General features: G+C 44.1%; 20 protein-coding genes. 13 read left to right on the top strand and 7 right to left on the bottom strand.

Annotation, left to right across the window (positions count from 1 at the left end):
• Positions 1 to 42: 42 nt before the first annotated feature.
• The 5 genes from AC59GT_RS14280 to AC59GT_RS14260 all read left to right on the top strand — a co-directional run bounded on the left by AC59GT_RS14280 (position 43) and on the right by AC59GT_RS14260 (position 3,360).
• The gene (locus AC59GT_RS14280) at positions 43 to 387 is read left to right on the top strand and encodes a plasmid mobilization protein (protein WP_165852054.1); all 345 of its coding nucleotides are present in this window, start codon (positions 43 to 45) and stop codon (positions 385 to 387) included.
• Positions 374 to 1,672 carry a relaxase/mobilization nuclease domain-containing protein gene (locus AC59GT_RS14275; protein WP_497238255.1) on the top strand — a complete coding sequence of 433 codons (1,299 nt, stop codon included), beginning with the start codon at positions 374 to 376 and terminating at the stop codon, positions 1,670 to 1,672. The genes AC59GT_RS14280 and AC59GT_RS14275 overlap by 14 nt, the downstream gene beginning before the upstream one ends.
• A 68-nt stretch (positions 1,673 to 1,740) precedes the next feature.
• Positions 1,741 to 2,262: a hypothetical protein gene (locus AC59GT_RS14270; protein ID WP_117383967.1), complete on the top strand. Its 522-nt coding sequence runs from the start codon at positions 1,741 to 1,743 to the stop codon at positions 2,260 to 2,262.
• Positions 2,263 to 2,376: 114 nt separating this feature from the next.
• Positions 2,377 to 2,718 (top strand): hypothetical protein, encoded by a 342-nt coding sequence (locus AC59GT_RS14265; protein ID WP_117383070.1) that lies wholly within the window; start codon positions 2,377 to 2,379, stop codon positions 2,716 to 2,718.
• A gap of 3 nt (positions 2,719 to 2,721) precedes the next feature.
• On the top strand, positions 2,722 to 3,360 hold the full coding sequence (locus AC59GT_RS14260) for a zeta toxin family protein (RefSeq protein ID WP_117383071.1): 639 nt from the start codon (positions 2,722 to 2,724) through the stop codon (positions 3,358 to 3,360).
• A 97-nt stretch (positions 3,361 to 3,457) separates the two neighbouring features.
• Here the strand turns inward: AC59GT_RS14260 and AC59GT_RS14255 are convergent, their stop codons facing one another.
• Positions 3,458 to 3,730, bottom strand: a complete 273-nt coding sequence (locus AC59GT_RS14255) for a helix-turn-helix domain-containing protein (RefSeq protein WP_117383072.1) — start codon at positions 3,728 to 3,730, stop codon at positions 3,458 to 3,460.
• A gap of 805 nt (positions 3,731 to 4,535) precedes the next feature.
• Positions 4,536 to 5,375, bottom strand: coding sequence for a universal stress protein (locus tag AC59GT_RS14250; protein ID WP_497238254.1), 840 nt, complete (start codon positions 5,373 to 5,375; stop codon positions 4,536 to 4,538).
• A gap of 139 nt (positions 5,376 to 5,514) precedes the next feature.
• On the opposite strand from AC59GT_RS14250, the gene AC59GT_RS14245 reads away from it, so the two are divergent.
• On the top strand, positions 5,515 to 6,093 hold the full coding sequence (locus AC59GT_RS14245) for a pyridoxamine 5'-phosphate oxidase family protein (RefSeq protein WP_497238253.1): 579 nt from the start codon (positions 5,515 to 5,517) through the stop codon (positions 6,091 to 6,093).
• Between the two features lie 232 nt (positions 6,094 to 6,325).
• Here the strand turns inward: AC59GT_RS14245 and AC59GT_RS14240 are convergent, their stop codons facing one another.
• From AC59GT_RS14240 to AC59GT_RS14220, 5 genes are read right to left on the bottom strand one after another with little or no spacing between them, the layout of a single operon-like run.
• Positions 6,326 to 6,739, bottom strand: a complete 414-nt coding sequence (locus AC59GT_RS14240) for a DUF6691 family protein (protein WP_497238252.1) — start codon at positions 6,737 to 6,739, stop codon at positions 6,326 to 6,328.
• A gap of 2 nt (positions 6,740 to 6,741) precedes the next feature.
• Complete coding sequence (locus AC59GT_RS14235) at positions 6,742 to 7,299, bottom strand: YeeE/YedE family protein (RefSeq protein WP_497238251.1); 558 nt, start codon at positions 7,297 to 7,299, stop codon at positions 6,742 to 6,744.
• A gap of 17 nt (positions 7,300 to 7,316) precedes the next feature.
• A complete protein-coding gene (locus AC59GT_RS14230) occupies positions 7,317 to 9,143 on the bottom strand; it encodes a TSUP family transporter (RefSeq protein WP_497238250.1) in 1,827 nt (608 codons plus the stop codon).
• Between the two features lie 52 nt (positions 9,144 to 9,195).
• Positions 9,196 to 9,396: a helix-turn-helix domain-containing protein gene (locus AC59GT_RS14225; protein ID WP_497238249.1), complete on the bottom strand. Its 201-nt coding sequence runs from the start codon at positions 9,394 to 9,396 to the stop codon at positions 9,196 to 9,198.
• Entirely contained in the window at positions 9,320 to 9,859 is a 540-nt protein-coding gene (locus AC59GT_RS14220; protein ID WP_497238248.1) for a Crp/Fnr family transcriptional regulator, read from the bottom strand. Before AC59GT_RS14220 ends, AC59GT_RS14225 begins: the two co-directional genes overlap by 77 nt.
• Positions 9,860 to 10,220: 361 nt before the next feature.
• Here AC59GT_RS14220 and AC59GT_RS14215 point away from each other — a divergent pair, with 361 nt between their 5' ends.
• The 7 genes from AC59GT_RS14215 to AC59GT_RS14185 all read left to right on the top strand — a co-directional run bounded on the left by AC59GT_RS14215 (position 10,221) and on the right by AC59GT_RS14185 (position 20,307).
• Positions 10,221 to 11,543 (top strand): sigma-54-dependent transcriptional regulator, encoded by a 1,323-nt coding sequence (locus AC59GT_RS14215; protein ID WP_497238247.1) that lies wholly within the window; start codon positions 10,221 to 10,223, stop codon positions 11,541 to 11,543.
• Positions 11,544 to 11,928: 385 nt separating this feature from the next.
• Complete coding sequence (kdpA, locus tag AC59GT_RS14210) at positions 11,929 to 13,644, top strand: potassium-transporting ATPase subunit KdpA (RefSeq protein WP_497238246.1); 1,716 nt, start codon at positions 11,929 to 11,931, stop codon at positions 13,642 to 13,644.
• 39 nt (positions 13,645 to 13,683) lie between these two features.
• Complete coding sequence (gene kdpB / locus AC59GT_RS14205; protein ID WP_497238245.1) at positions 13,684 to 15,714, top strand: potassium-transporting ATPase subunit KdpB; 2,031 nt, start codon at positions 13,684 to 13,686, stop codon at positions 15,712 to 15,714.
• Positions 15,715 to 15,718: 4 nt separating this feature from the next.
• The gene (locus AC59GT_RS14200; protein WP_497238244.1) at positions 15,719 to 16,285 is read left to right on the top strand and encodes a K(+)-transporting ATPase subunit C; all 567 of its coding nucleotides are present in this window, start codon (positions 15,719 to 15,721) and stop codon (positions 16,283 to 16,285) included.
• A 61-nt stretch (positions 16,286 to 16,346) separates the two neighbouring features.
• A complete protein-coding gene (locus AC59GT_RS14195) occupies positions 16,347 to 17,417 on the top strand; it encodes a porin (protein WP_497238243.1) in 1,071 nt (356 codons plus the stop codon).
• A gap of 5 nt (positions 17,418 to 17,422) precedes the next feature.
• Positions 17,423 to 18,556 carry a sensor protein KdpD gene (locus AC59GT_RS14190; protein WP_497238242.1) on the top strand — a complete coding sequence of 378 codons (1,134 nt, stop codon included), beginning with the start codon at positions 17,423 to 17,425 and terminating at the stop codon, positions 18,554 to 18,556.
• Positions 18,553 to 20,307, top strand: coding sequence for a HAMP domain-containing sensor histidine kinase (locus AC59GT_RS14185; RefSeq protein WP_497238241.1), 1,755 nt, complete (start codon positions 18,553 to 18,555; stop codon positions 20,305 to 20,307). Before AC59GT_RS14190 ends, AC59GT_RS14185 begins: the two co-directional genes overlap by 4 nt.
• Positions 20,308 to 20,415 lie beyond the last annotated feature (108 nt).

Below are 20,415 nucleotides of genomic sequence, written 5' to 3'. Positions count from 1 at the left end.
ATTTTTTTAAACCCCAGCTTTGCTTCTAATCAATGCAGCAAAATGGCCCGGCCAAAAAAAGAAAAAGAACATAAGCTATCCAAAGTGCTCGTAGTTCGCCTGACCGAAAGCGAATTGCGGCAACTGGAACAATTCAGCATCATGTGCCGCCAGCATGTTTCCGTAATGGTCAGGAAACGACTTTTCTCGGGCAATTACCCTAAAGCCCTGCCTCCGAAAATCACCGTCCAGCTATACGCTGAACTCAACCGCATCGGCGTAAATCTGAACCAACTGACCAGGCAGGTGAATTCCGGCAAACTGGCAGTGGGATTGCTACAGGTACTAAATGCGCTGTTTGCCCAGCAGCAAACCATCATTAAGCACTTACTGGATGATCGCGGTTGAAAAGTTCGGATCAAACTTTATAGGTGCGTTAGCTTATAACCTAAAAAAGCTGAATCACCCGGATAGGAAGCAACAAGCCGAGTTATTAGCGACCAGCTTCATTTCCCTATTGCCGGGCGATATAAAGAAAGAGGTGGAACTGATCAGGCAGCTGCGGCCGACATTGGGCAAATACGTTTGGCACACCAGCCTCAATTTTTCCAATGATGAGAAACCGACGAACCTGACTAACGCGAATTTACTGGACATTGCTTTTGACTATATGAAAGCCATGGGGTATGATGATAACCAGTACCTGATCGTCCGGCATAATGATGCAGACCACCCTCATGTTCACTTACTGGTCAACCGTATCCGTTACGATGGCAGCGTCGTATCCGACAGCAATAATTACAGGAAAAGTTTATCTGCGTTAAGAAAGCTGGAAGAACAATATAACCTCATATCATTAGCACAAGATAACATTGGATCAAAAAATCAACTTAACCTTGGAGCCGGCGAACAAAGTAATGAGCTAACGGCAGAACTTTATCGCAAAAGAACAATTGAACCGCGTAACCGTGCAACCCAGCGCTCTCTGACCAAGAACGAAATCGAAAAGGCGGTGCGTACCGGTATTCCTTCAGATAAAAGCCTTTTACAAGCCTTGCTTGAGCCGATCATCTTTAAAAACCATCAATCTCTTCAAGAATTTATTAAACGCTGTGAGCAAGCTGGTATATACTTGCTCTTTAACCAGGCCAGCACCGGTAGGATAAGCGGCATCACTTATTTTATCAATGATTTTAAGATCAAGGGCCAGGCATTAGGTAACCGGTTCAAGTGGGCGGAGCTAACTAAATTTATTGACTATGAGCAAGACAGAGACCGCAAGGCAATTAGCCGCGCAAACGATCTTACAAAAGCAAGATACGGCGAACTCACTACAGCCGGAAAATCAGTTGAAGGACAAACCGCAGCAGGAAGACAACCAGGCCATACTGGTTCAAACGTTAGCCCAAATGCAACTAAACGCGACAGCGAGCGCGAAGTTTCTTCGGGAGATGAAAGACAGCCAGCAAATAAACGCACAACGGATAACCGATCTGGAGAAGACGGTAACCAGTCAACAGGTAGCGCTAAAGATATTAAGGACGATAGTTATATTGATACTGATAGCAATAGTTACACTGGTACTGATTTACAAAGCAACCCAAGAATAGAGATAAGTGATGATATCGATGATGAAGCAATTCACGGCAGGAACAGGCACCGTCAAAGAAAGGCCAGAACGAACAAAAGATAATGGAGGCTAAATTAAATATTGGTATAATTCGCGATTTGCGAATTGAAGAGTAAATGGTAAATTTGTATATGAAGGCACATAACGGCATGAGGCCACACGATCTGGTGGTGCTTCTGAAAATCATCGCATCCGATAGGGATTGGTTAAATAAAGACCTTGCCGCAAGTTTGTTTATTAGTAATTCGGAGATCAGTGAGTCTTTAAACCGGTCCATGATCGCCAAACTGATCAGCCCTGATAAACGGGTCGTTTTTAAAACAGCTTTATATAACTTTATTGAGCATGGCTTGAAATTTGTTTTTCCTGCGGAACCTGGCGCGGTTGTAAGGGGAGTACCTACAGCACATAGTGCGCCTATTCTCAAAGATTATTTTATTGCAGAAGATCATTACGTTTGGGCAAGCCCTGAAGGAAAAGTAAAAGGCCAGGCAATAAACCCGCTTTACCCTAACCAGGTTAAAGCAGCTCTGGCTGATGAAAAGCTTTATAATATGTTGGCATTAGTTGATGCTATACGTGTTGGCAAAGTCAGGGAACAAAAGAAAGCATTAGAGTTATTAAGGCAATCTTTTGAGTCAGTTTATGCATGAGAATATAATCAGGATCGAAACAGTTAACCGGCATACTCTCCCAAAAACCTGCTAACCCTTGGGCATAACATTTGTTAAATATGATTATATTTGATTGTTATTTAAAGCGCTCCTATGGAAGTAATACTTGATAATGGACAACGTCCACGCGGCGTTTTCCTTCCATTAGAGGAATGGGAAACACTTAAATTCGGCATTAATAAAGCCAGCGAGCTTTATAAGCTAATGGATGACCTAAGTCATCCTGATGTTTTTGAAATGAACGCTTCTCAATTTTCTGAATATTTAGAGCTCCCTTCACAGCAGCTAGTGAATAAGGCGCTGGAAAATGGACTGTATCTTTCTTATCCTGCAGGATTGCCAAATACTTTTATCCACCAGTACAAAGATGGCTCACAGGAAACGGTAGCGTATGACATGGAAACCGGCAAGGAACATATTGTAAAAAAGCGATAGCGCATGCCGGTTTTTACTGTGGTGGCAGGTCCGAATGGTGCTGGTAAAAGCACTTTTTCTACTTTCTTTTCTCGGCCTGGTACGTTAATTTTCGATCCGGATATTGAAAAGTTTAAAATTGAGAAGCAATTCCCTGACATAGCGGAGGAGGCACTCGAATCAGCGGTAAACAGGGTATACCTCAATTTTCAAACTAAGGCACTAGGTACGGGCCTGCATCTGACAGTAGAGACAAATCTACGGAACGATTTTTTATCAGAGAGTGCTGAGCTCTTTAAAAGTGCAGGATACGAAACCCGGCTCATCTACCTCTTACTGCCAGATATAGCTGCTTCAATGGACCGGGTAGCTTTGCGTGTAAAACAGAAAGGACACTTTGTAGATGCGGCCAGTATCAAAATCAATTTCGAGCAGGGTCCTCAAAACATGCTTAAAATTTCGAATTACTTTGACGGAGTTATGCTTCTTTCAGGCATTAATAGCAATCTGGCAATTAATACACAGCCACAGCTTTTATTAACTCTTAAAAACGGGAAAGTAGTCTTTAAGGAGCAGCTAATCCCTGATTGGTGTAAAGATATGGTTGAATTTACCGAGGTGGCTGTAGCTAACGAGCAGAAACCAAATAGGCCGAAGCGATAAAAGCATTGTATAAGCTAGGTTCTAGTGCTTGCTATAAGCAGTCCCAATTCGTTGATGCTAATAGCATGCTTCCTTAAAAGTTAATTCAATGCAAACTTTATTTTCTTTTATGGTTGCCCTCAAGTAAACGCTGAATGTCTTCGTACTTATAATACAGGATACCTCCAATCTTTGTATAATTAATGGTGCCGTTGACCCTTAAATTTTGAAGAGTTCCCGGCGAAATCTTAAGCATGTTTTTTACCTGGTAGCTTTTGAGCCACTTAGTGTTCTCAGCGATGGGTTTTCCTTGTAGAATTGCTTTGAAGTCGTTTAATAACAGTTCCCTGAATTCGTTGAGATCTTCTTTCGTTATAATTTCTGTTGCCATGATTTGAATTATTTTATACAAATCTGGTAATAGCAAATTGTACTTAATGACAAGCTTTTCGGTAGTACCGATGTTTTTGTTGGTATTTACGAATTAGACTAGATTATTAAGTGACGTAATACCTCATGTAGTGGTAAGCAAATTATATAACTTCAACCAGGTTTACACACTAACTTCTAATCAGTGATATTTAAAAGATAAAGTTTGGATTTTAAACCTTTTCTTGCTATATTTATATTGTAGTTCTTTCAAAACCAGTCAATTGATATTAAAATATTCGGTTACCTAATCGGTTACCAACGGGATATTTAAAAACATAAATTATTGATAGTCTTTACGATAACTGAATGGTTCGAGTCCCGTCCATTCCGCAAAATACATTCACAAATGTGCAGAACCCTTCAAATTTAGATATTTGAAGGGTTTTTGTTTTTAAGGCCTCCCAAATTGTCAAAAATCACCAATATTTCAGGGCGTCATCTATGGCGCATCTTTCCGTGTGAACGATTTAGGTGATTACGCTTTAAACAGAATGCGGTTTCGGACGGTGGTTGTTAGTTGCCCACAATTTAGCTTATAGGAATTAGAACCCGATGTGGCACCATCCGGTACCAGTCGCTTATTGCCTCCGTGCATCCGACATGCCGCTCAAAGAAGGCGTGGAACGCGCCGTAGCTGATGACCACTGTTTGTTTTGTTTTACAAAACAAATTAGAATGTCTAAGAATACTTCAGATAGATAGCGTGAGCCATATGTGGAATGGTCGGCTTACTCGTAAAGATAATAGCCATGCCGGCTCAGCGGCTATTCCGGTAACTTCGGGAATGTCAGCAACGGTAATTTTCCTTTAAAAGAATAGTTCTTGGCATTTGAAGGATAAAGAAGTTTTTCGGTCAGGGACCTCTCCTGATGCGTGACTAAAACCAACAGGTCCGGATTGATCTTGCGCAGCATCTTGCCGATATCATCCAAAAGCGTATGAACAATTTTTCGATCGCTTACGATCACCTCGACATTATAATTGATCTGTTTGCTTAAGGCGGCCGAAACCAATTCAGGGGTGGGGTCAGTTTCGTAGCTTTCCTTAAGGTACAATAGCTGAATGTTGGCATTGACGGGCTGTGCGAAAGAAATGACCTGTTTCAATTCTCTTTTATAATCCGTAAGATCACTGGCATAAAGCAGCGTTTTCAGGGGTTTTAGCCGGTAATGACTTGGTATAGTTAGCACCGGCACGGGCGAACGGCCAATAAGATTGCTGGTATGCGTGCCAAATAGCTTTTTAATAGGCCCGGCACCGCGTGTAGCGATGCAAATAAAGGAACAGCGTTCTTTTACTGCATGCCGGATGATCCCTTCGGTGACGTCACTGTCATCAATCAATGCAAGTCGGTAATCCAGGGAAGGATTGCCAACCTGGCGTAAAATCCCCCGGACGAAAGCAGATAGTTCTTTCCGCATGGTGCGTTTATAATCGGTCGTGTAAATCTCGAAAGCTAGTGGCGACCAGTTGAACGGTTTGATTAAATGATAGACATAGCCGATCTCTAGCTCAGCCGTTCTGGCTACGGCTTGCTGAACTGCAAACCGGAGGGCTGACTTTGAATTAACAGACATATCAGTGGTTACCATGATCTTTTCCATGCTCAAAGATCCTTCATTCTTTCACCCGCTATAATGACCAGCAGCAGTCAATTTATTGATCGATATCATTCACGTAACCGCCTCTGAACACTTTTCAAAACATTAAACCAGCCCAAGGGTAAGGCCGGCCGGGGCAAAAGTGACCAGCATCACTTCAGCGGCATACCCTGATCATCCCAGACCTGTAGTTGTTGTTGTAATTTTGTTGGTGAAGGACATTGCACCATTATGGCTCGGCTCCTTTGCTTTCAGCAATAAGATTATGTTAGGAAAGTTGAATCACGCACAGATTGAGCGCCTGCTGAACGAGCAGGTGGTCGGCCGTATCGCCTGCCAGAGTAAGGGCGAACTCTACCTGGTACCCATTAACTATGTGTACCGTGACGGGTGTATTTACGCTCATTCCGGTGAGGGCAAGAAGATCCGCATGATGCGGGAAAACCCCAAAGTCTGCTTTGCGGTGGATGACATCCGGAGTGTGTTCAACTGGCAAAGTGTGATAGCTCAGGGCACCTTTGAGGAGATCACCGATATAGAAGAAAAACAGCAGACCATGCAGGGCATCATCCACCGGATCATGCCGCTGGTCACGAAGCCGGAGGGTCATCCCTCACACGGTATCACCGAAAAGGAAAGCGATGTGGGTACCAACGTTGAGTTGGTCATTTACCGGATTCGGTTGGGCGAAACCAGCGGGCGGTTTGAAAGTGCTGAGTAGCAACGTCCGTTATTTTTTTGACTTGTGCTATCAATGCCGGCATATGTACGGCGCAGCCGTGACGAGGGCTTGGAGCCCTGCCAGTGGCAAGGGCTCATTAGTTTTAAAGTGGATACAGCCTTTTTTAATTTAGCGCTGGTCAGTTGCTGGCTGAACTGTTCGGCAAGTACACTTATGATTAAAACAACACCATATGAGCCACCTGATGAATGTAATTGCATCCACGGCGCGTTCAATGTGGCAGCCTGTCCTTGATAAGGCCATACACATAGGTACCCAATAACGAGCCAATAATGACCATTACAAAGGCAGTATAGCCAAAACCCAAATTAACAAACATGGGCCCGGGGCAGGCTCCTGTCAGCGCCCAGCCCAAGCCAAAAATAGTACCACCGATAACATATTTAGGCCAGCGTTTGTCTTTTTGTTGAAATTTGATCGTTTGGCCGGTATGATCTTTTAGGTGAAAACGCTTAATAAGGTAAACGGACAGCATGCCCAGCACGACGGCTGTGCCGATAATCTTATACATCTGAAACGATTGAAACCGGAACATTTCCTGGATACGGTACCAGGAAGCTGCTTCGGATTTCACCATGATGATACCGAATATAATCCCGGCTATTATGAATCTTAGTCCTTTCATGGTTAAAATATTAACGGTAATATCAAGTGTGTCATGAGCAGTCCGCCGGCGAAAAAGCCAATGACTGCCCAGAGCGACGGTAGCTGGAGATTAGATAAACCACTGATGGCATGCCCCGAGGTGCAGCCTCCGGCATAGCGCGAACCGAAACCAACTAAAAAACCGCTGCCTGATAAGATCAACAGACCCTTGAGGCTGGCAGCGAAATGCCAGTTAAAGATAGCCGACGGATTAAAGCCACCATCAAAAGAGACACCTAATGATCTCAGATCATGCACCGTGACTGCAGATAACTTCAAGGGCGCATCACTTTTCAGGATGGTTGATGCTAAAAATCCGCCGAGGATAGACCCCAGTAAAAATAATAAATTCCAGCGCTGGTGCTTCCAGTCAAAATCAAAGAAGGCGTTCCTCTTTCCTGCACCGGCCAGGGTGCAAATCGTTCTTAGGTTGGAAGAAAAGCCAAAGGACTTGCCATAGTAAAGCAACAGAACCATAATAAAGGCGATGGCTATGCCCGATACATACCAGGGCCAGGGTTGTTTAAGTATTTCGAACATTTCGTTTTTGTATTAAATTAAAGCATCGTGTTGGGGCAAACATACGGGCTGATGTTAAACTTACCCGTCTCTTTAAGTGCTTTAAATCCCCCGCTAATATTGATTAGGCGTTCGTACCCCCGTGCTTTCAGGATAGAAATGAAGATCATGGACCGGTAGCCACTTGCACAATGTACATAATAGGTTCTGTTTTCATCCACCTGGCTCAGGTGATCATTGATATTATCCAATGGGACGTTCTCGGCGCCAATGATATGTTCCAAATTGAATTCACTGGCTTTACGTACGTCCAGGATGTTCACCTCCCTAACACTTAGTTTCAAATTCTCAACCTCTTCAGCAGACAAACATTCAATTTTGTCGGTATCTTTACCTGCTGCCATCCAGGCCTTATAACCATCCTGCAAATAACCTAAAGCATGGTCGTAACCTACACGGGCCAGCCGTGTGACTACTTCTTCCACCTGGTCATTTTCAGCAACAATCAAAATCGGCTGGTTAATATCACTTATCAGGGCACCAACCCACGGTGCAAAGCTACCTTCAATTCCTATATTGATAGATTTGGGTATAAATCCCCGGGCAAAAACCTCAGGAGCGCGGGTATCCAGCACAATAGCACCTGTTTCATTGGCAGCGGCTTCGAATGCCTGCACGGACAAAGGGGTAGTTCCCTGGCTAAGGATGGCGTCTATGCTTTTATAGCCCTCTTTGTTCATTTTCACATTCATCGGAAAATAAGCAGGTGGAGGCATAAGGCCGCGGGTTACCTCCACAATAAATTCGTCCCGCGTCATATTTCCCCGCAGCGCATAGTTGTATTTTTTCTGGTTACCCAAAGTGTCCGTGGTTTCCCTACTCATATTTTTACCACAGGCAGAACCTGCACCATGCGCAGGATAGATGATGATGTCATCATTCAGGGGCATGATCTTGTTGCGCAAGGAGTCGTATAATGTACCAGCCAGTTCTTCCTGTGTAAGGTGCGCTGCTTTTTGGGCAAGGTCCGGCCGGTTGTTGTTTTTGAAAGTTTTTGGCGTGTATTTTTTTAAGAAGAGTTCTTTAACAATAATGTAAGTGCCCATCATCAGCACGAACCAGCCGAATCCCTTTTTTAATTTTTGGCCGCTTATCTGTTTACTGAGCGCTTCGCCGGCGATTATTCCGGCAATGGCAATGGCGGTGATCTTAAGCAAGAATAACCAGTTAATGTCAAAGTGGCCCAGGTCACCTATAAAACCGATCAGTGAGTTTAGTACGCTGATCAGCAGAGATGTGCCGACAGCCTCTTTCATCGGTAAGCCAATGAGCAGTACCAAAGTGGGTATCAACAGAAACCCGCCACCTGCACCGAGTAGGCCAGTTGCCAGGCCTATCGCTACACCGGTTAACAGCAATCTGGGTATATGTACCCCTTTTTTACTTGTTTCACCAGACTTAAGCTTGTTGTTATCGCCGATCATTGCTAACGACGCGGCGATCATGAGTGTCGCAAATAACACCAGGGTTGCTAAATCGCGGGTTACACTGAAGCCTCCGATCATCAGTAGCTGGTCCGGAATAATTGGGATCAGGTATCTGCGTGTCAGGAGTACGGTGGTTATAGAAGACAGGCCGAACAGCAGGGCCGTCTTGATACGCACCAAGCCTTTGCGGTAACTGTTTATAGCGCCGACCAGACTGGTAGAGCCGACAATAAAAAGGGAGTAAGACGTAGACAAAACCGGATTGAGGCCGAACAGATACACCAGGACCGGTACCGTCAATATCGATCCGCCGCCCCCTATAAGGCCTAATGAAATGCCGATCAAAGCCGACGCGATATAAGCTAATATTTCCATCATTTGAATTGTGAGTCAAAGATGGCGGCTTGGGGGTAGGATCACGGTGACTTAGTCACACTTCGCCTTTTTTTAACCATTTAATCCAGTTGCGATGCAAGCGAACCTCTCCGCGTTGTTCCATTTTCTTTAACAAACGCGAGATCACCTCCCGTGAAGAATTTAAATCGGCCGCTATCTCACTGTGGGAAAGTTTGAGCTCCGCAGATTTTATCTGGCGATACTGCTTTTGCAGGTAAAAAAAACAGACGCTCATCCATAGCGCGAAATGCTACATCGTCAATCACGGTGAGCAATTCCTCAAACCGGGCCTGGTAGGTTTCGAGTACGAAATAATACCAGGTTTTGTACTGGCGCATCAGGTCGTCCATGTAACTGATCGGTATCATTAATACGGTGGTATCTTCCACAGCTTTAGCTATCACCTGGCTGGTTTCCTGTTTGGTGGCACAGATCATCGACAGCGCGCAGGCGTTACCCGGCTCCAGGTAATATATGAAAAATTCACCTCCGTCTCCGCCTTGACGATACAGTTTCACCCTACCCGTAACAATAAGCATCGTGGCTTTCATATACTGGCCCGTCTGCATCAGCAGTTCACCTGCCTTGAAGGCATTTTGTTTAGCATGATCACCTAAAAACCTTTTCAGTTCAGGTTCAAATTGTGGGAACAGTTCGGTAAGGTAATCATCGGTCGCCCGAATATCAGTATCAGTCATCCTGTAAAATTAAAAGTAACATAAGGGATTCGGCTGGCGCCTGGCGGCCCTCCTAAGCGTTAGACTATCACCGACGATACGGCCAATCTTGCACATAGCATATCGCCTAGAACAAGATAGGGATATTCTGATAAGTTGCGCAAAGCAAAACTAACACCAACGAACTGCAGTTACTTAGTGCTCCATACGTTTTACTATTGAGCGATGTACGCTGATCATGAGCAATACGCCTGCAAAGACAAGTACAAAACCGGCGAGGTGGATTTAGTGGAATTGTTCACGAAGTAGCAGGCAGGACAAGGCCAGCTATTTTTCAGAAGGCCTTTGTAACCCAGCAATAATCTATATTATTGCATTCACAATGCTGGCAACCATCCTCATTATCGACGACGAAAAAAAACTTAATGACCTGCTTGCCCGGATCATTGGTCTGGAAGGCTTTAAGGTTATGCAGGCTTATAATGGCAAAGACGGTATAAAGATACTGGAGCGGGAAGATGTACAGGTTGTTTTAAGTGATGTTAAGCTTCCTGATGTAAACGGTGTCGACCTGGTTAATACCATTAAAACTAAAAAACCCTATGTTGAAGTAATTAACCTTACTGCTTACGGCACCATTAATGATGGTGTAAGGTCAATTAAAAACGGCGCGTTCAACTACATTGTTAAAGGTGATGATAATGACAAGATCATCCCATTGCTCAATCAAGCTGTAGAAAAGGCCATTTTACAGCAAAACGCTTATAAAGCAGAGAGAAAAGTGGCGGGCAAGTTCAGTTTTGCGCAGATCATAGGCCAATCCAAACCCCTGTTGGACGCCATCAACCTTGCACGTCGCGTGGCTGCTACAGATACTACGGTACTACTGCTTGGCGAAACCGGTACCGGTAAAGAAGTTTTTGCATCAGCTATACATTATGAAAGTGAACGAAGGCTGATGCCTTTTGTGGCTATTAACTGTAGCAGCTTTACCGCCGAATTACTGGAAAGCGAATTGTTTGGATACAAGGCCGGGGCATTTACCGGCGCTGTAAAAGACAAGAAAGGTTTGCTGGAGGAAGCCCATCACGGTAGCATATTCCTGGATGAAATTGGTGAGATGAGCCTCGAACTACAGGCCAAACTGCTGCGTGTGCTGGAGAACAAAACATTTGTTAAAGTTGGAGATACCGTTGCTACAAAGGTAAATATCCGTATTATGGCAGCCACTAACCGTGACCTTCAGAAGGAAGCTGAAGAAGGCAAGTTCAGGCTGGATCTGTATTATAGGCTATCGGTATTTACTATATCCTTACCATCGTTAAATGAACGCAAAGGCGATGTGGAGCTGCTTGCCAAATATTACCTCAAACAATTCACAGATAAGGCCGGTCATCAGTTAACCATGAATGATGACTTTTTGGATCAGCTAAAACAGCATTCCTGGAAAGGTAACATCCGTGAATTAAAAAACGTAATGGAGCGTGCTGTGATTCTCTCTGATAATATACTCGACCGTTACAGCCTGCCTCCGAATTTTAACAACCAGACCAACTCCAACGCGCTCGATCTCCAAAGTGTAGAGAAACAACACATTGTTAAAGTGCTCGCTTACACCAACGGCAACAAAACCGAAACTGCTCGCTTACTTGGCATCGGCCTCACTACACTTTATAGAAAGATAGAAGAGTACCAGTTAGGGTAAAGTTCGCAAGACAATGGTCAAAGCATACCATTGATCTTCATTTAAAAATCCTTCCAAAACGATACTAGACCCTTCCATTATGGAAAGGTTTTTTGTTGCTGTAAATAAACATCAATAACTAACTAACTGATAAACAGTTTATTGATGTTGGTCTACTGAAATCGGCATTCCTATTGGCATAGGGTGATCAAACAATAATACACGTATGATCACTATCATCCTTTTTCTGGCCATCGTCTTCTTATGGTGGCTTGCATGTAAAACTATCAACTGGTTCGAAAAAATTTAGTCTGCCATGATTGCATTATTTATCATTTCCATTGCAGTATTCATGTACATGATATATGTACTGCTTAAACCAGAGAATTTTTAACCCATCTACACAATGAACACTGAACTATTAGGCATAATTGCCACGTTCGCCATTACGCTGGTTATCGCCATCCCACTTGGTAAGTACCTGGCTAAGATGTTTGCCGGCCAACGGGTATGGACGGACTTTATGCGCCCACTCGAGAACTTCATTTACAAACTGAGCGGTATTAATCCTAGTGAGCCAATGGATTGGAAACGGTTCCTGAAGGCCATGATGACCATTAACCTGCTTTGGCTGGTATATGGCTTTTTTGTACTGATGTTCCAGGATAAGCTGCCATTAAATCCGGATGGTAACCCGGGTATGACGGCCGATTTGTCTTTTAACACCATCATTAGCTTTGTAGTAAACTGCAACTTACAGCATTATAGTGGCGAAAGCGGCGCTACTTATTTAACGCAGCACTTCATCTTCATGTTCCTGCACTTTACCAGTGCGGCAACAGGTATTGCCTGTGCTGTGGCCGTCTTTAAAGCATTTAAAGAAAAAACAACTACTGACGTTGGTAATTTTTGGAACTTCTTTGTAAAAGCAATTACTCGCCTGCTGCTGCCTTTATCGGTTGTTGTAGCGTTGATCCTAACATTTAATGGTACGCCATCAAGCTATGCCGGTAAAGACCAGTTTATATCCTTACAGGGAGACACAGTAAACGTATCACGCGGGCCAGCTGCGCAGATGATTGCAATTAAACACCTGGGAACTAATGGTGGCGGATGGTTTGGTGCAAACTCCGCTCATCCGCTTGAAAACCCCAATTACTTCACTAATATGGTAGAGATCATCTCTCAGATGATCATTCCTATTGCTATGATACTTGCTTTCGGCTATTTTATTGGGCGCAAAAAGCTTGGCTGGGTAATATTCACGGTAATGATGCTCGGCGTGATGATGCTTATGGCACCATCTGTCACAAGCGAATTGGGCGGCAATCCTAACCTGTCTAAAATGGGCATCACGCAAGCGTCCGGCGCCATGGAGGGTAAAGAAGTTCGCTTCGGGCCGGCAGCCACTGCTTACTGGAGCACACTTACCACGGTAACATCTACCGGATCGGTAAACGGAATGCACGATAGTACTATGCCACTCACCGGCCTGTGGCAGCTACTCGCCATGATGATTAACGGCTTTTTTGGGGGCTGTGGTGTTGGTATTCTTAACTACTTTATTTACCTCATCATTGCCGTCTTTATATCCGGATTAATGGTTGGGCGCACGCCGGAGTTTTTAGGGCACAAGGTAGAGGCTCGCGAAGTGAAGATCGCTGCCCTAATAACTTTGCTTAGCCCTTTCTTGATCATGGCCGGCACTGCATTATCCAGCTACGTATTCATGAACCATGGCAATTCCGATTGGGCGGTAAAACCATCTGCATGGTTAAACAACCCAAGTTATCACGGATTTTCAGAGATGCTTTACGAATATACATCTGCAAATGCCAACAACGGATCGGGCTTTGAGGGTTTGGGTGACAACAACGTGTTCTGGAATGTAACCACAGGTATAGTACTCTTATTGGGCCGATTCCTGCCGATTATTGGCCCTGTAGCTGTAGCTGGTTTACTGGCCAAGAAGAAATTTATCCCCGAATCTGCCGGTACCCTCAAGGTAGACACGATGACTTTCGGAATGATGACCCTGGCGGTAATACTTGTACTCAATGCATTATCCTATTTCCCTGCATTGGTATTAGGGCCAATTGCCGAATATTTTTCAATGCACTAAGCTCCCACTATCTATTAAAAAGGACCTAAAATAAGATCCATGAAAACTCAAAATAAATTATTTGAACCGGCTTTGGTGCAAAGCGCTTTGAAGGAGTCGGTGATAAAGTTGAATCCTAAAGTAATGATGCGCAACCCGGTGATGTTCACCGTGGAGATTGGTACACTCATTATGCTGTACATGTGCTTTTACAGCTTTACGCACAACGGCCAGGGGTCATTTGCTTATAACGTAGTAATATTTGTGGTACTCCTGCTTACGTTGTTGTTTGCCAACTTTGCAGAAGCTATTGCAGAGGCACGTGGTAAAGCACAAGCAGACAGCCTCCGTAAAACCCGTGAAGAAACTCCTGCTAATGTTGTACTAAAAGATGGTACAGTTGAACAGCGTTCGTCAAGTACGCTGCAGAAAGGTGAAGTTTTTATTTGCGAAGCAGGTGATACAATACCTACAGACGGTGAGATTGTTGAAGGTTTAGCAACTATTGATGAGTCGGCAATCACCGGCGAGTCAGCTCCGGTTATCCGCGAAGCAGGAGGTGACAAGTCATCTGTAACGGGCGGCACAAAAGTTTTATCCGACAAAATAAAAGTAGTAGTTACCACACAGCCAGGGGAAAGTTTTTTAGATAAAATGATTGCGCTGGTAGAAGGTGCATCCCGCCAGAAAACACCCAACGAAATAGCACTTACTATTTTGCTGGCAAGTTTCACACTCATCTTTATTATCGTTTGTGTAACCTTAAAGCCTTTTGCCGACTATGCCAACACCCCTATTACTATAGCTGCGCTAATCTCGCTCTTCGTTTGTTTAATCCCTACTACTATCGGTGGCCTTTTATCAGCCATTGGTATAGCGGGAATGGACAGGGCGCTGCGCGCAAACGTTATAACCAAATCTGGTAAAGCCGTTGAGACTGCAGGCGATATAGACGTATTATTGCTTGATAAAACCGGCACTATTACCATAGGCAACCGTAAGGCAACACAATTTTGGCCTGCTCCCGGCATATTGCCCGAAGATCTGGTAAAAGCGGCTGTATTATCCTCATTGGCTGATGAAACACCAGAGGGTAAATCTATTATTGAACTAGCACAACAAAGCACTACACGCATAACCAATGTAGCACCTGCAGGAGCGGAGTTCATCAACTTTACAGCCGAGACACGTTCCAGTGGGATTAATACTCCGGATGGCATTCGTATACGCAAAGGCGCTTTCGATTCGATGTTAAAGTTATCTACTTCAGCGGGCAACAAATTTCCGGACGAAGTTCAGGACCGGGTAAAAGCAATCGCATCAAATGGTGGTACTCCGTTGGTGGTTGCCCAAAATGAAGTTATCCTCGGAACAATAGAGTTGCAGGACATCATCAAGCCTGGCATTGCCGAACGGTTTGAGCGCCTGCGCAAAATGGGTATTAAAACGGTGATGGTGACCGGCGATAATCCACTTACAGCAAAATTCATAGCCGAAAAAGCCGGTGTAGATGATTTTATTGCGGAGGCTAAGCCCGAGGACAAGATGAACTACATTAAGCAGGAGCAGCTAAGCGGCCGTCTTGTAGCTATGATGGGCGATGGTACTAACGATGCCCCTGCTCTCGCACAAGCAGATGTAGGCGTAGCCATGAACAGCGGCACCCAGGCAGCAAAAGAAGCAGGTAACATGGTAGATCTGGATAACGACCCTACCAAACTTATTGAGGTGGTAGAAATTGGCAAACAATTGCTTATCACCCGCGGAACTTTAACAACGTTTTCCATAGCAAATGATGTAGCTAAATACTTTGCTATCGTGCCAGCATTGTTTATTGCGTCCATACCTGCCTTGCAAAGCATAAACATTATGCACCTGCATAGTCCGGAAAGCGCGATACTATCAGCGGTGATATTTAATGCAATTATCATCCCGATACTTATACCGCTTGCGCTTAAAGGTGTAGAATACAAACCTATTGGCGCCAGCGCTTTGTTACGCCGCAACCTGCTTATTTATGGTCTGGGTGGTGTTGTAGCGCCGTTTATCGGCATAAAACTTATAGACCTGGTTATCTCCTTAATCTTCTAGTATAATGAAAACAAGCATGTTAACATCAATACGCCTTACCCTCGTACTAATAGTACTGCTATGCGTAGTATACCCTGTACTTATAACATTTGCCGGCAAAATGTCCAAAGGAAAAGGCGATGGTGAAACCATCACCGTCAACGGTAAAGTTGTGGGTTATGCCAATGTAGGCCAAAACTTTACTAACCCGGGATACTTTTGGGGAAGGCCATCGGCAGTTGGCTACAACGCCGCAGGTTCTGCCGGCTCTAATAAAGGCCCTACTAATCCTGATTACCTGAAAGATGTGAATAATCGCATTGACACCTTACTCAAGTATCATCCTTATTTGAAAAGGAGCGATATCCCAGCCGAAATGGTTACTGCTTCGGGCAGTGGCCTTGATCCTGATATTTCGCCCGAAGCAGCACGGATTCAAATTGAAAGGGTAGCTAACAACCGCGGGCTATCAGTTCAAAAAGTAACAGACCTGGTATCTCAACATACTGAAACTCCCTTGCTGGGAATGTTTGGTCCCGCGAAAGTAAACGTATTAAAATTGAACGTTGCGCTTGATGCGCTTAAAAAATAAGGGCCCTTATTCTACCTATATATCACCCCTACAGCAAACGCTGTAGGGAATTAATAAGAACATGAAAAAAATTCTATTCAGTGCAGCAATCTTGTTAGCTGCTATAACAATAAAGGCACAAGACAGTGTCAAAACAAGTAATTTAACCATCAGTGGTTATGCGGAAATTTATTACGGCTTTGACTTTAACCGCCCGGTAAGAAATGCCCGCCCTGGCTTTGTTTACTCGCACAACCGCCATAATGAGGTGAATCTTAATCTCGGTTTTATTAAAGCGAATTATGATAACGGTTTAATTAGAGCAAACGTCGCGCTGATGGCAGGTACTTACAGCAATGCCAACCTTTCTGCTGAAACCGGCGTTTTAAAGAATATTTTTGAAGCTAATGCGGGCGTGAAGTTGTCCAACCTATGGCTTGATGCAGGTGTTTTTTCATCGCATATAGGTTTTGAGAGCGCGATATCAAAAGACTGTTGGGTACTAACCCGTAACATCGCATCTGATAATACACCTTACTACGAAACTGGTGCAAAACTAACTTACATTACCACTGATGGAAAGTTAACTTTATCGGGTTTATACCTAAATGGCTGGCAACGTATTCAGCGCCAGGATGCTAACAGTAAACCGGCGGGTGGCTTACAAATGAGTTATAAACCAACAAGCAACATTACTTTAAATTACAGCAATTATCTGGGTGTTGAGGGCGCCGACTCAACTGGGGTAAAACGTTTCTACAATAACTTTTACGGAATATTTCAGATAACTAGGTCATTAGGCTTGACACTGGGCTTCGATTACGGTTCACAGCAACAAGCCAAAAACAGCAGCGAACATTATCACGTAATTTCGCCGGTAGCGATAATGCGCTACCAGTTAGCCACCAAATGGGCCCTGGCTGGCAGGGTAGAATATTACCAGGATAAAAATGGTGTATTTATAGCAACAGGAACACCTAACGGATTCAAAACAACCGGCTATTCATTAAACCTGGACTATGCACCGGTTACCAATGCAATAATTCGTTTAGAAGGAAAAGTTTATGACAGCAAAGATGATGTGTTTACACGTTTTGGCAACCCAATTAGCACCAATCCCCTGATTACGGCAAGTTTTGCAGTATCATTTTAACCAGTATGAAAGAAGAGCAGCATAAGGATACCTCCGTAAAGGACTTTATTGAACTGGTAAAAAAAAGCCGTCGCGGTAAGTTTAAGATTTACATTGGCATGAGTGCCGGTGTAGGTAAAACTTACCGCATGCTGCAGGAAGCTCATGCACTCGTTAAAAATAACATTGACATACAAATTGCTTACATAGAAACACACAATCGTGCTGAAACGCATGAATTACTTGCAGGTTTACCCATAATACCTCGGCGTACAACTTATTACAAAGGAAAAGAGTTAGCAGAAATGGATCTGCAGGCGATACTGAACCGACACCCTGAAGTTGTGATTGTGGATGAACTGGCCCACACGAACATCGAAGGGAGCAAAAATGATAAGCGCTGGCAGGATGTTTTTGACATATTGGAGGCTGGCATCAGCGTTATAAGCGCTGTAAATATTCAGCATCTTGAAAGCCTTAACCAGGATATTGAAGAAATAACAGGGATTTCCATTACCGAACGGGTGCCTGATAAAGTGCTTGAAACAGCGGATGAGATTGTGAATATCGACCTTACCGCAGATGAGTTAATAGACCGGCTTAAAGCAGGTAAAATTTATGATAAGGCGAAAGTGCAAACCGCTCTTCAAAACTTTTTCCGGAGCGAAAAAATACTACAACTGCGCGAAATTGCATTGAAAGAAGTAGCACATCACCTGGAGCGGAAAATAGATGTAGAGCTTCCAAAGCAGATTAAGTTACGACCTGAAAAATTCCTCGCCTGCATATCGTCAAACGCTGATACTGCGAAAACCGTTATACGCAAAACCGCCCGACTGGCGTCTTATTACCGCTCGCCATGGATAGTACTTTACGTGCAGAGCAGCAGCGAAAGTTTGGACAAGATAAAGCTAGACAAGCAACGCTTCCTGATCAACAACTTTAAACTTGCGACGGAATTAGGTGCAGAAGTTATAAAGCTTAAAAGTGACGATATCACCCAAACCATCATGCGGGTAGCCGAAGAGCGGGAGGTAACCACCATTTGCATTGGTAAGCCGCACCTCAATCTGTTCCAAGTGATACTCAGAACAGCTATCTTTAACCAGTTGCTCAACAAAATTGCAGCAACAGAAACCGACCTGGTAATTCTATCATGAAAGTTAAAACTAAACTCCGGCTGGGCTTCGGCTTTTTATTTATTGTAGTGCTGTTTTTTGGTGCAACAGCACTCTTTTACATCCGCGATATTTCGGAGAATTCTAAAGTGATCCTAAAGGATAATTACGAATCGTTAAGCTTTGCAAGAGAGATGCGCAATGTGCTGGATAAAAATGAACTTCCCTTGAGCGAAAAAGCGAAGGCTGAATTCAACCGCTACTTATCCAGGCAGGAAGCAAATGTAACAGAACCGGGGGAAGCTACCATAACAAAACGGCTTCGCGCCGCCTTCAGTAAACTTGCTGAAGCTCCTGCAACTACTGGGAATCTAAATAGTGCCCGCCAGGTAAGAGATGAACTATCTTCGATAGAGTTGCTAAACATGAATGCCATTGTACGCAAGGACGCTAATGCTCGTCATGCTATTAGCCGGGCTACTTTTCTGCTCAGTTTAATTGGCTCATTTACCTTTCTGGTGCTGTTTAGTTTCAGCATCAACTTCCCCGGATTCATAGCCAACCCATTACGCCAACTGCTGGAAGGTATCCGGGAGATTGGGGAAGGAAATTATAAAAAGCGATTGAATTTTGAACACCAGGACGAATTTGCCGAAGTTGCCCAAGCTTTTAACCAGATGGCCGGGCGGTTAAATGACTGGGAGAACAGCAACCTGGCTACGATCCTGTCAGAAAAACGCCGGATTGAAGCAATTATAGAGCAAATGCAGGATGCCATTTTCGGTTTAAATGAAAAGCAGGATGTGCTTTTTATAAACGATGCTGCACGTAAAACATTAAACATCAACGACGAAAAAATTGTTGGCAAGAACGCTTCAGCAATAATAAATAGTAACGATCTGCTGCGTTCTGTACTCAAGGATGACTCTGCTATAGGATCCTTTAAAATTGTTATAGACGGGCGCGAGATGTTCTTTCGCCTGCAAAGCAGCGATATTATCGTGCCTAATATTGATCAGTCAAAAGAAGGCTTACGCATAGCGAGCAGGCCTGCGGGCAAGGTATATATCCTCCGAAATATCACGGAGTTTAAAGAGCGGGATGAGGCCAAAACGAACTTTATAGCAACGATATCGCATGAATTAAAAACGCCGATATCATCCATCAAGATGAGCCTTAAGCTGCTTAATGACTCCAGGGTAGGCCAGGTAAATTCTGAACAACAACAACTGATAAATCACATTAACGAAGACAATAACCGCCTGCTGAAGATCACGAGCGAGCTGCTGGAGCTTTCCCAAGTAGAGACGGGTAACATTCAGCTTAACTTTGTGCCCGTAAAACCAATGGAGATTGTTGAATATGCGGTTGCCGCTGTAAAGTTCCAGGCGGAACAAAAAGGCGTAACACTGGAGGTTGCACAAGACACCGACTTACCCCAGGTCACTACCGACGTGGAGAAAACCGCCTGGGTATTGGTCAACTTTTTATCTAATGCGTTAAGGTATAGCGCCGAAAAATCTAAAGTGATTATCAGCGTCCTCAACAAGGGCAACGAGGTAGAATTTTCTGTAAAAGACACCGGCAAGGGCATTGATGAACAATATCAAAAACGCTTGTTCGACCGGTACTTTCAGGTGCCTACGGATGGTCAGAATAAATCGGGGTCAGGTTTAGGCCTGGCCATTTCTAAAGACTTTATTGAGGCGCAAAACGGCCATATTTGGGTTAAAAGCGCTATAGGAGAAGGCAGTACTTTTGGATTTAGTCTACCTAAGGATCAATCTATTTGAGGATGCCGACGTACTCGCCGGTTAGCTATTCAACGTTCTTGGCTGAATACCACATCCATTCGCGATTCTTGGGATTAACGTTCTATTTTTGATTACTTCCGGCGGCTA

It is taken from the genome of Mucilaginibacter sp. 320_HR (assembly GCF_059691875.1).
The sequence above is the reverse complement of the archived record's forward strand: the minus strand, read 5'-3'. Positions and strand labels throughout refer to the sequence as shown.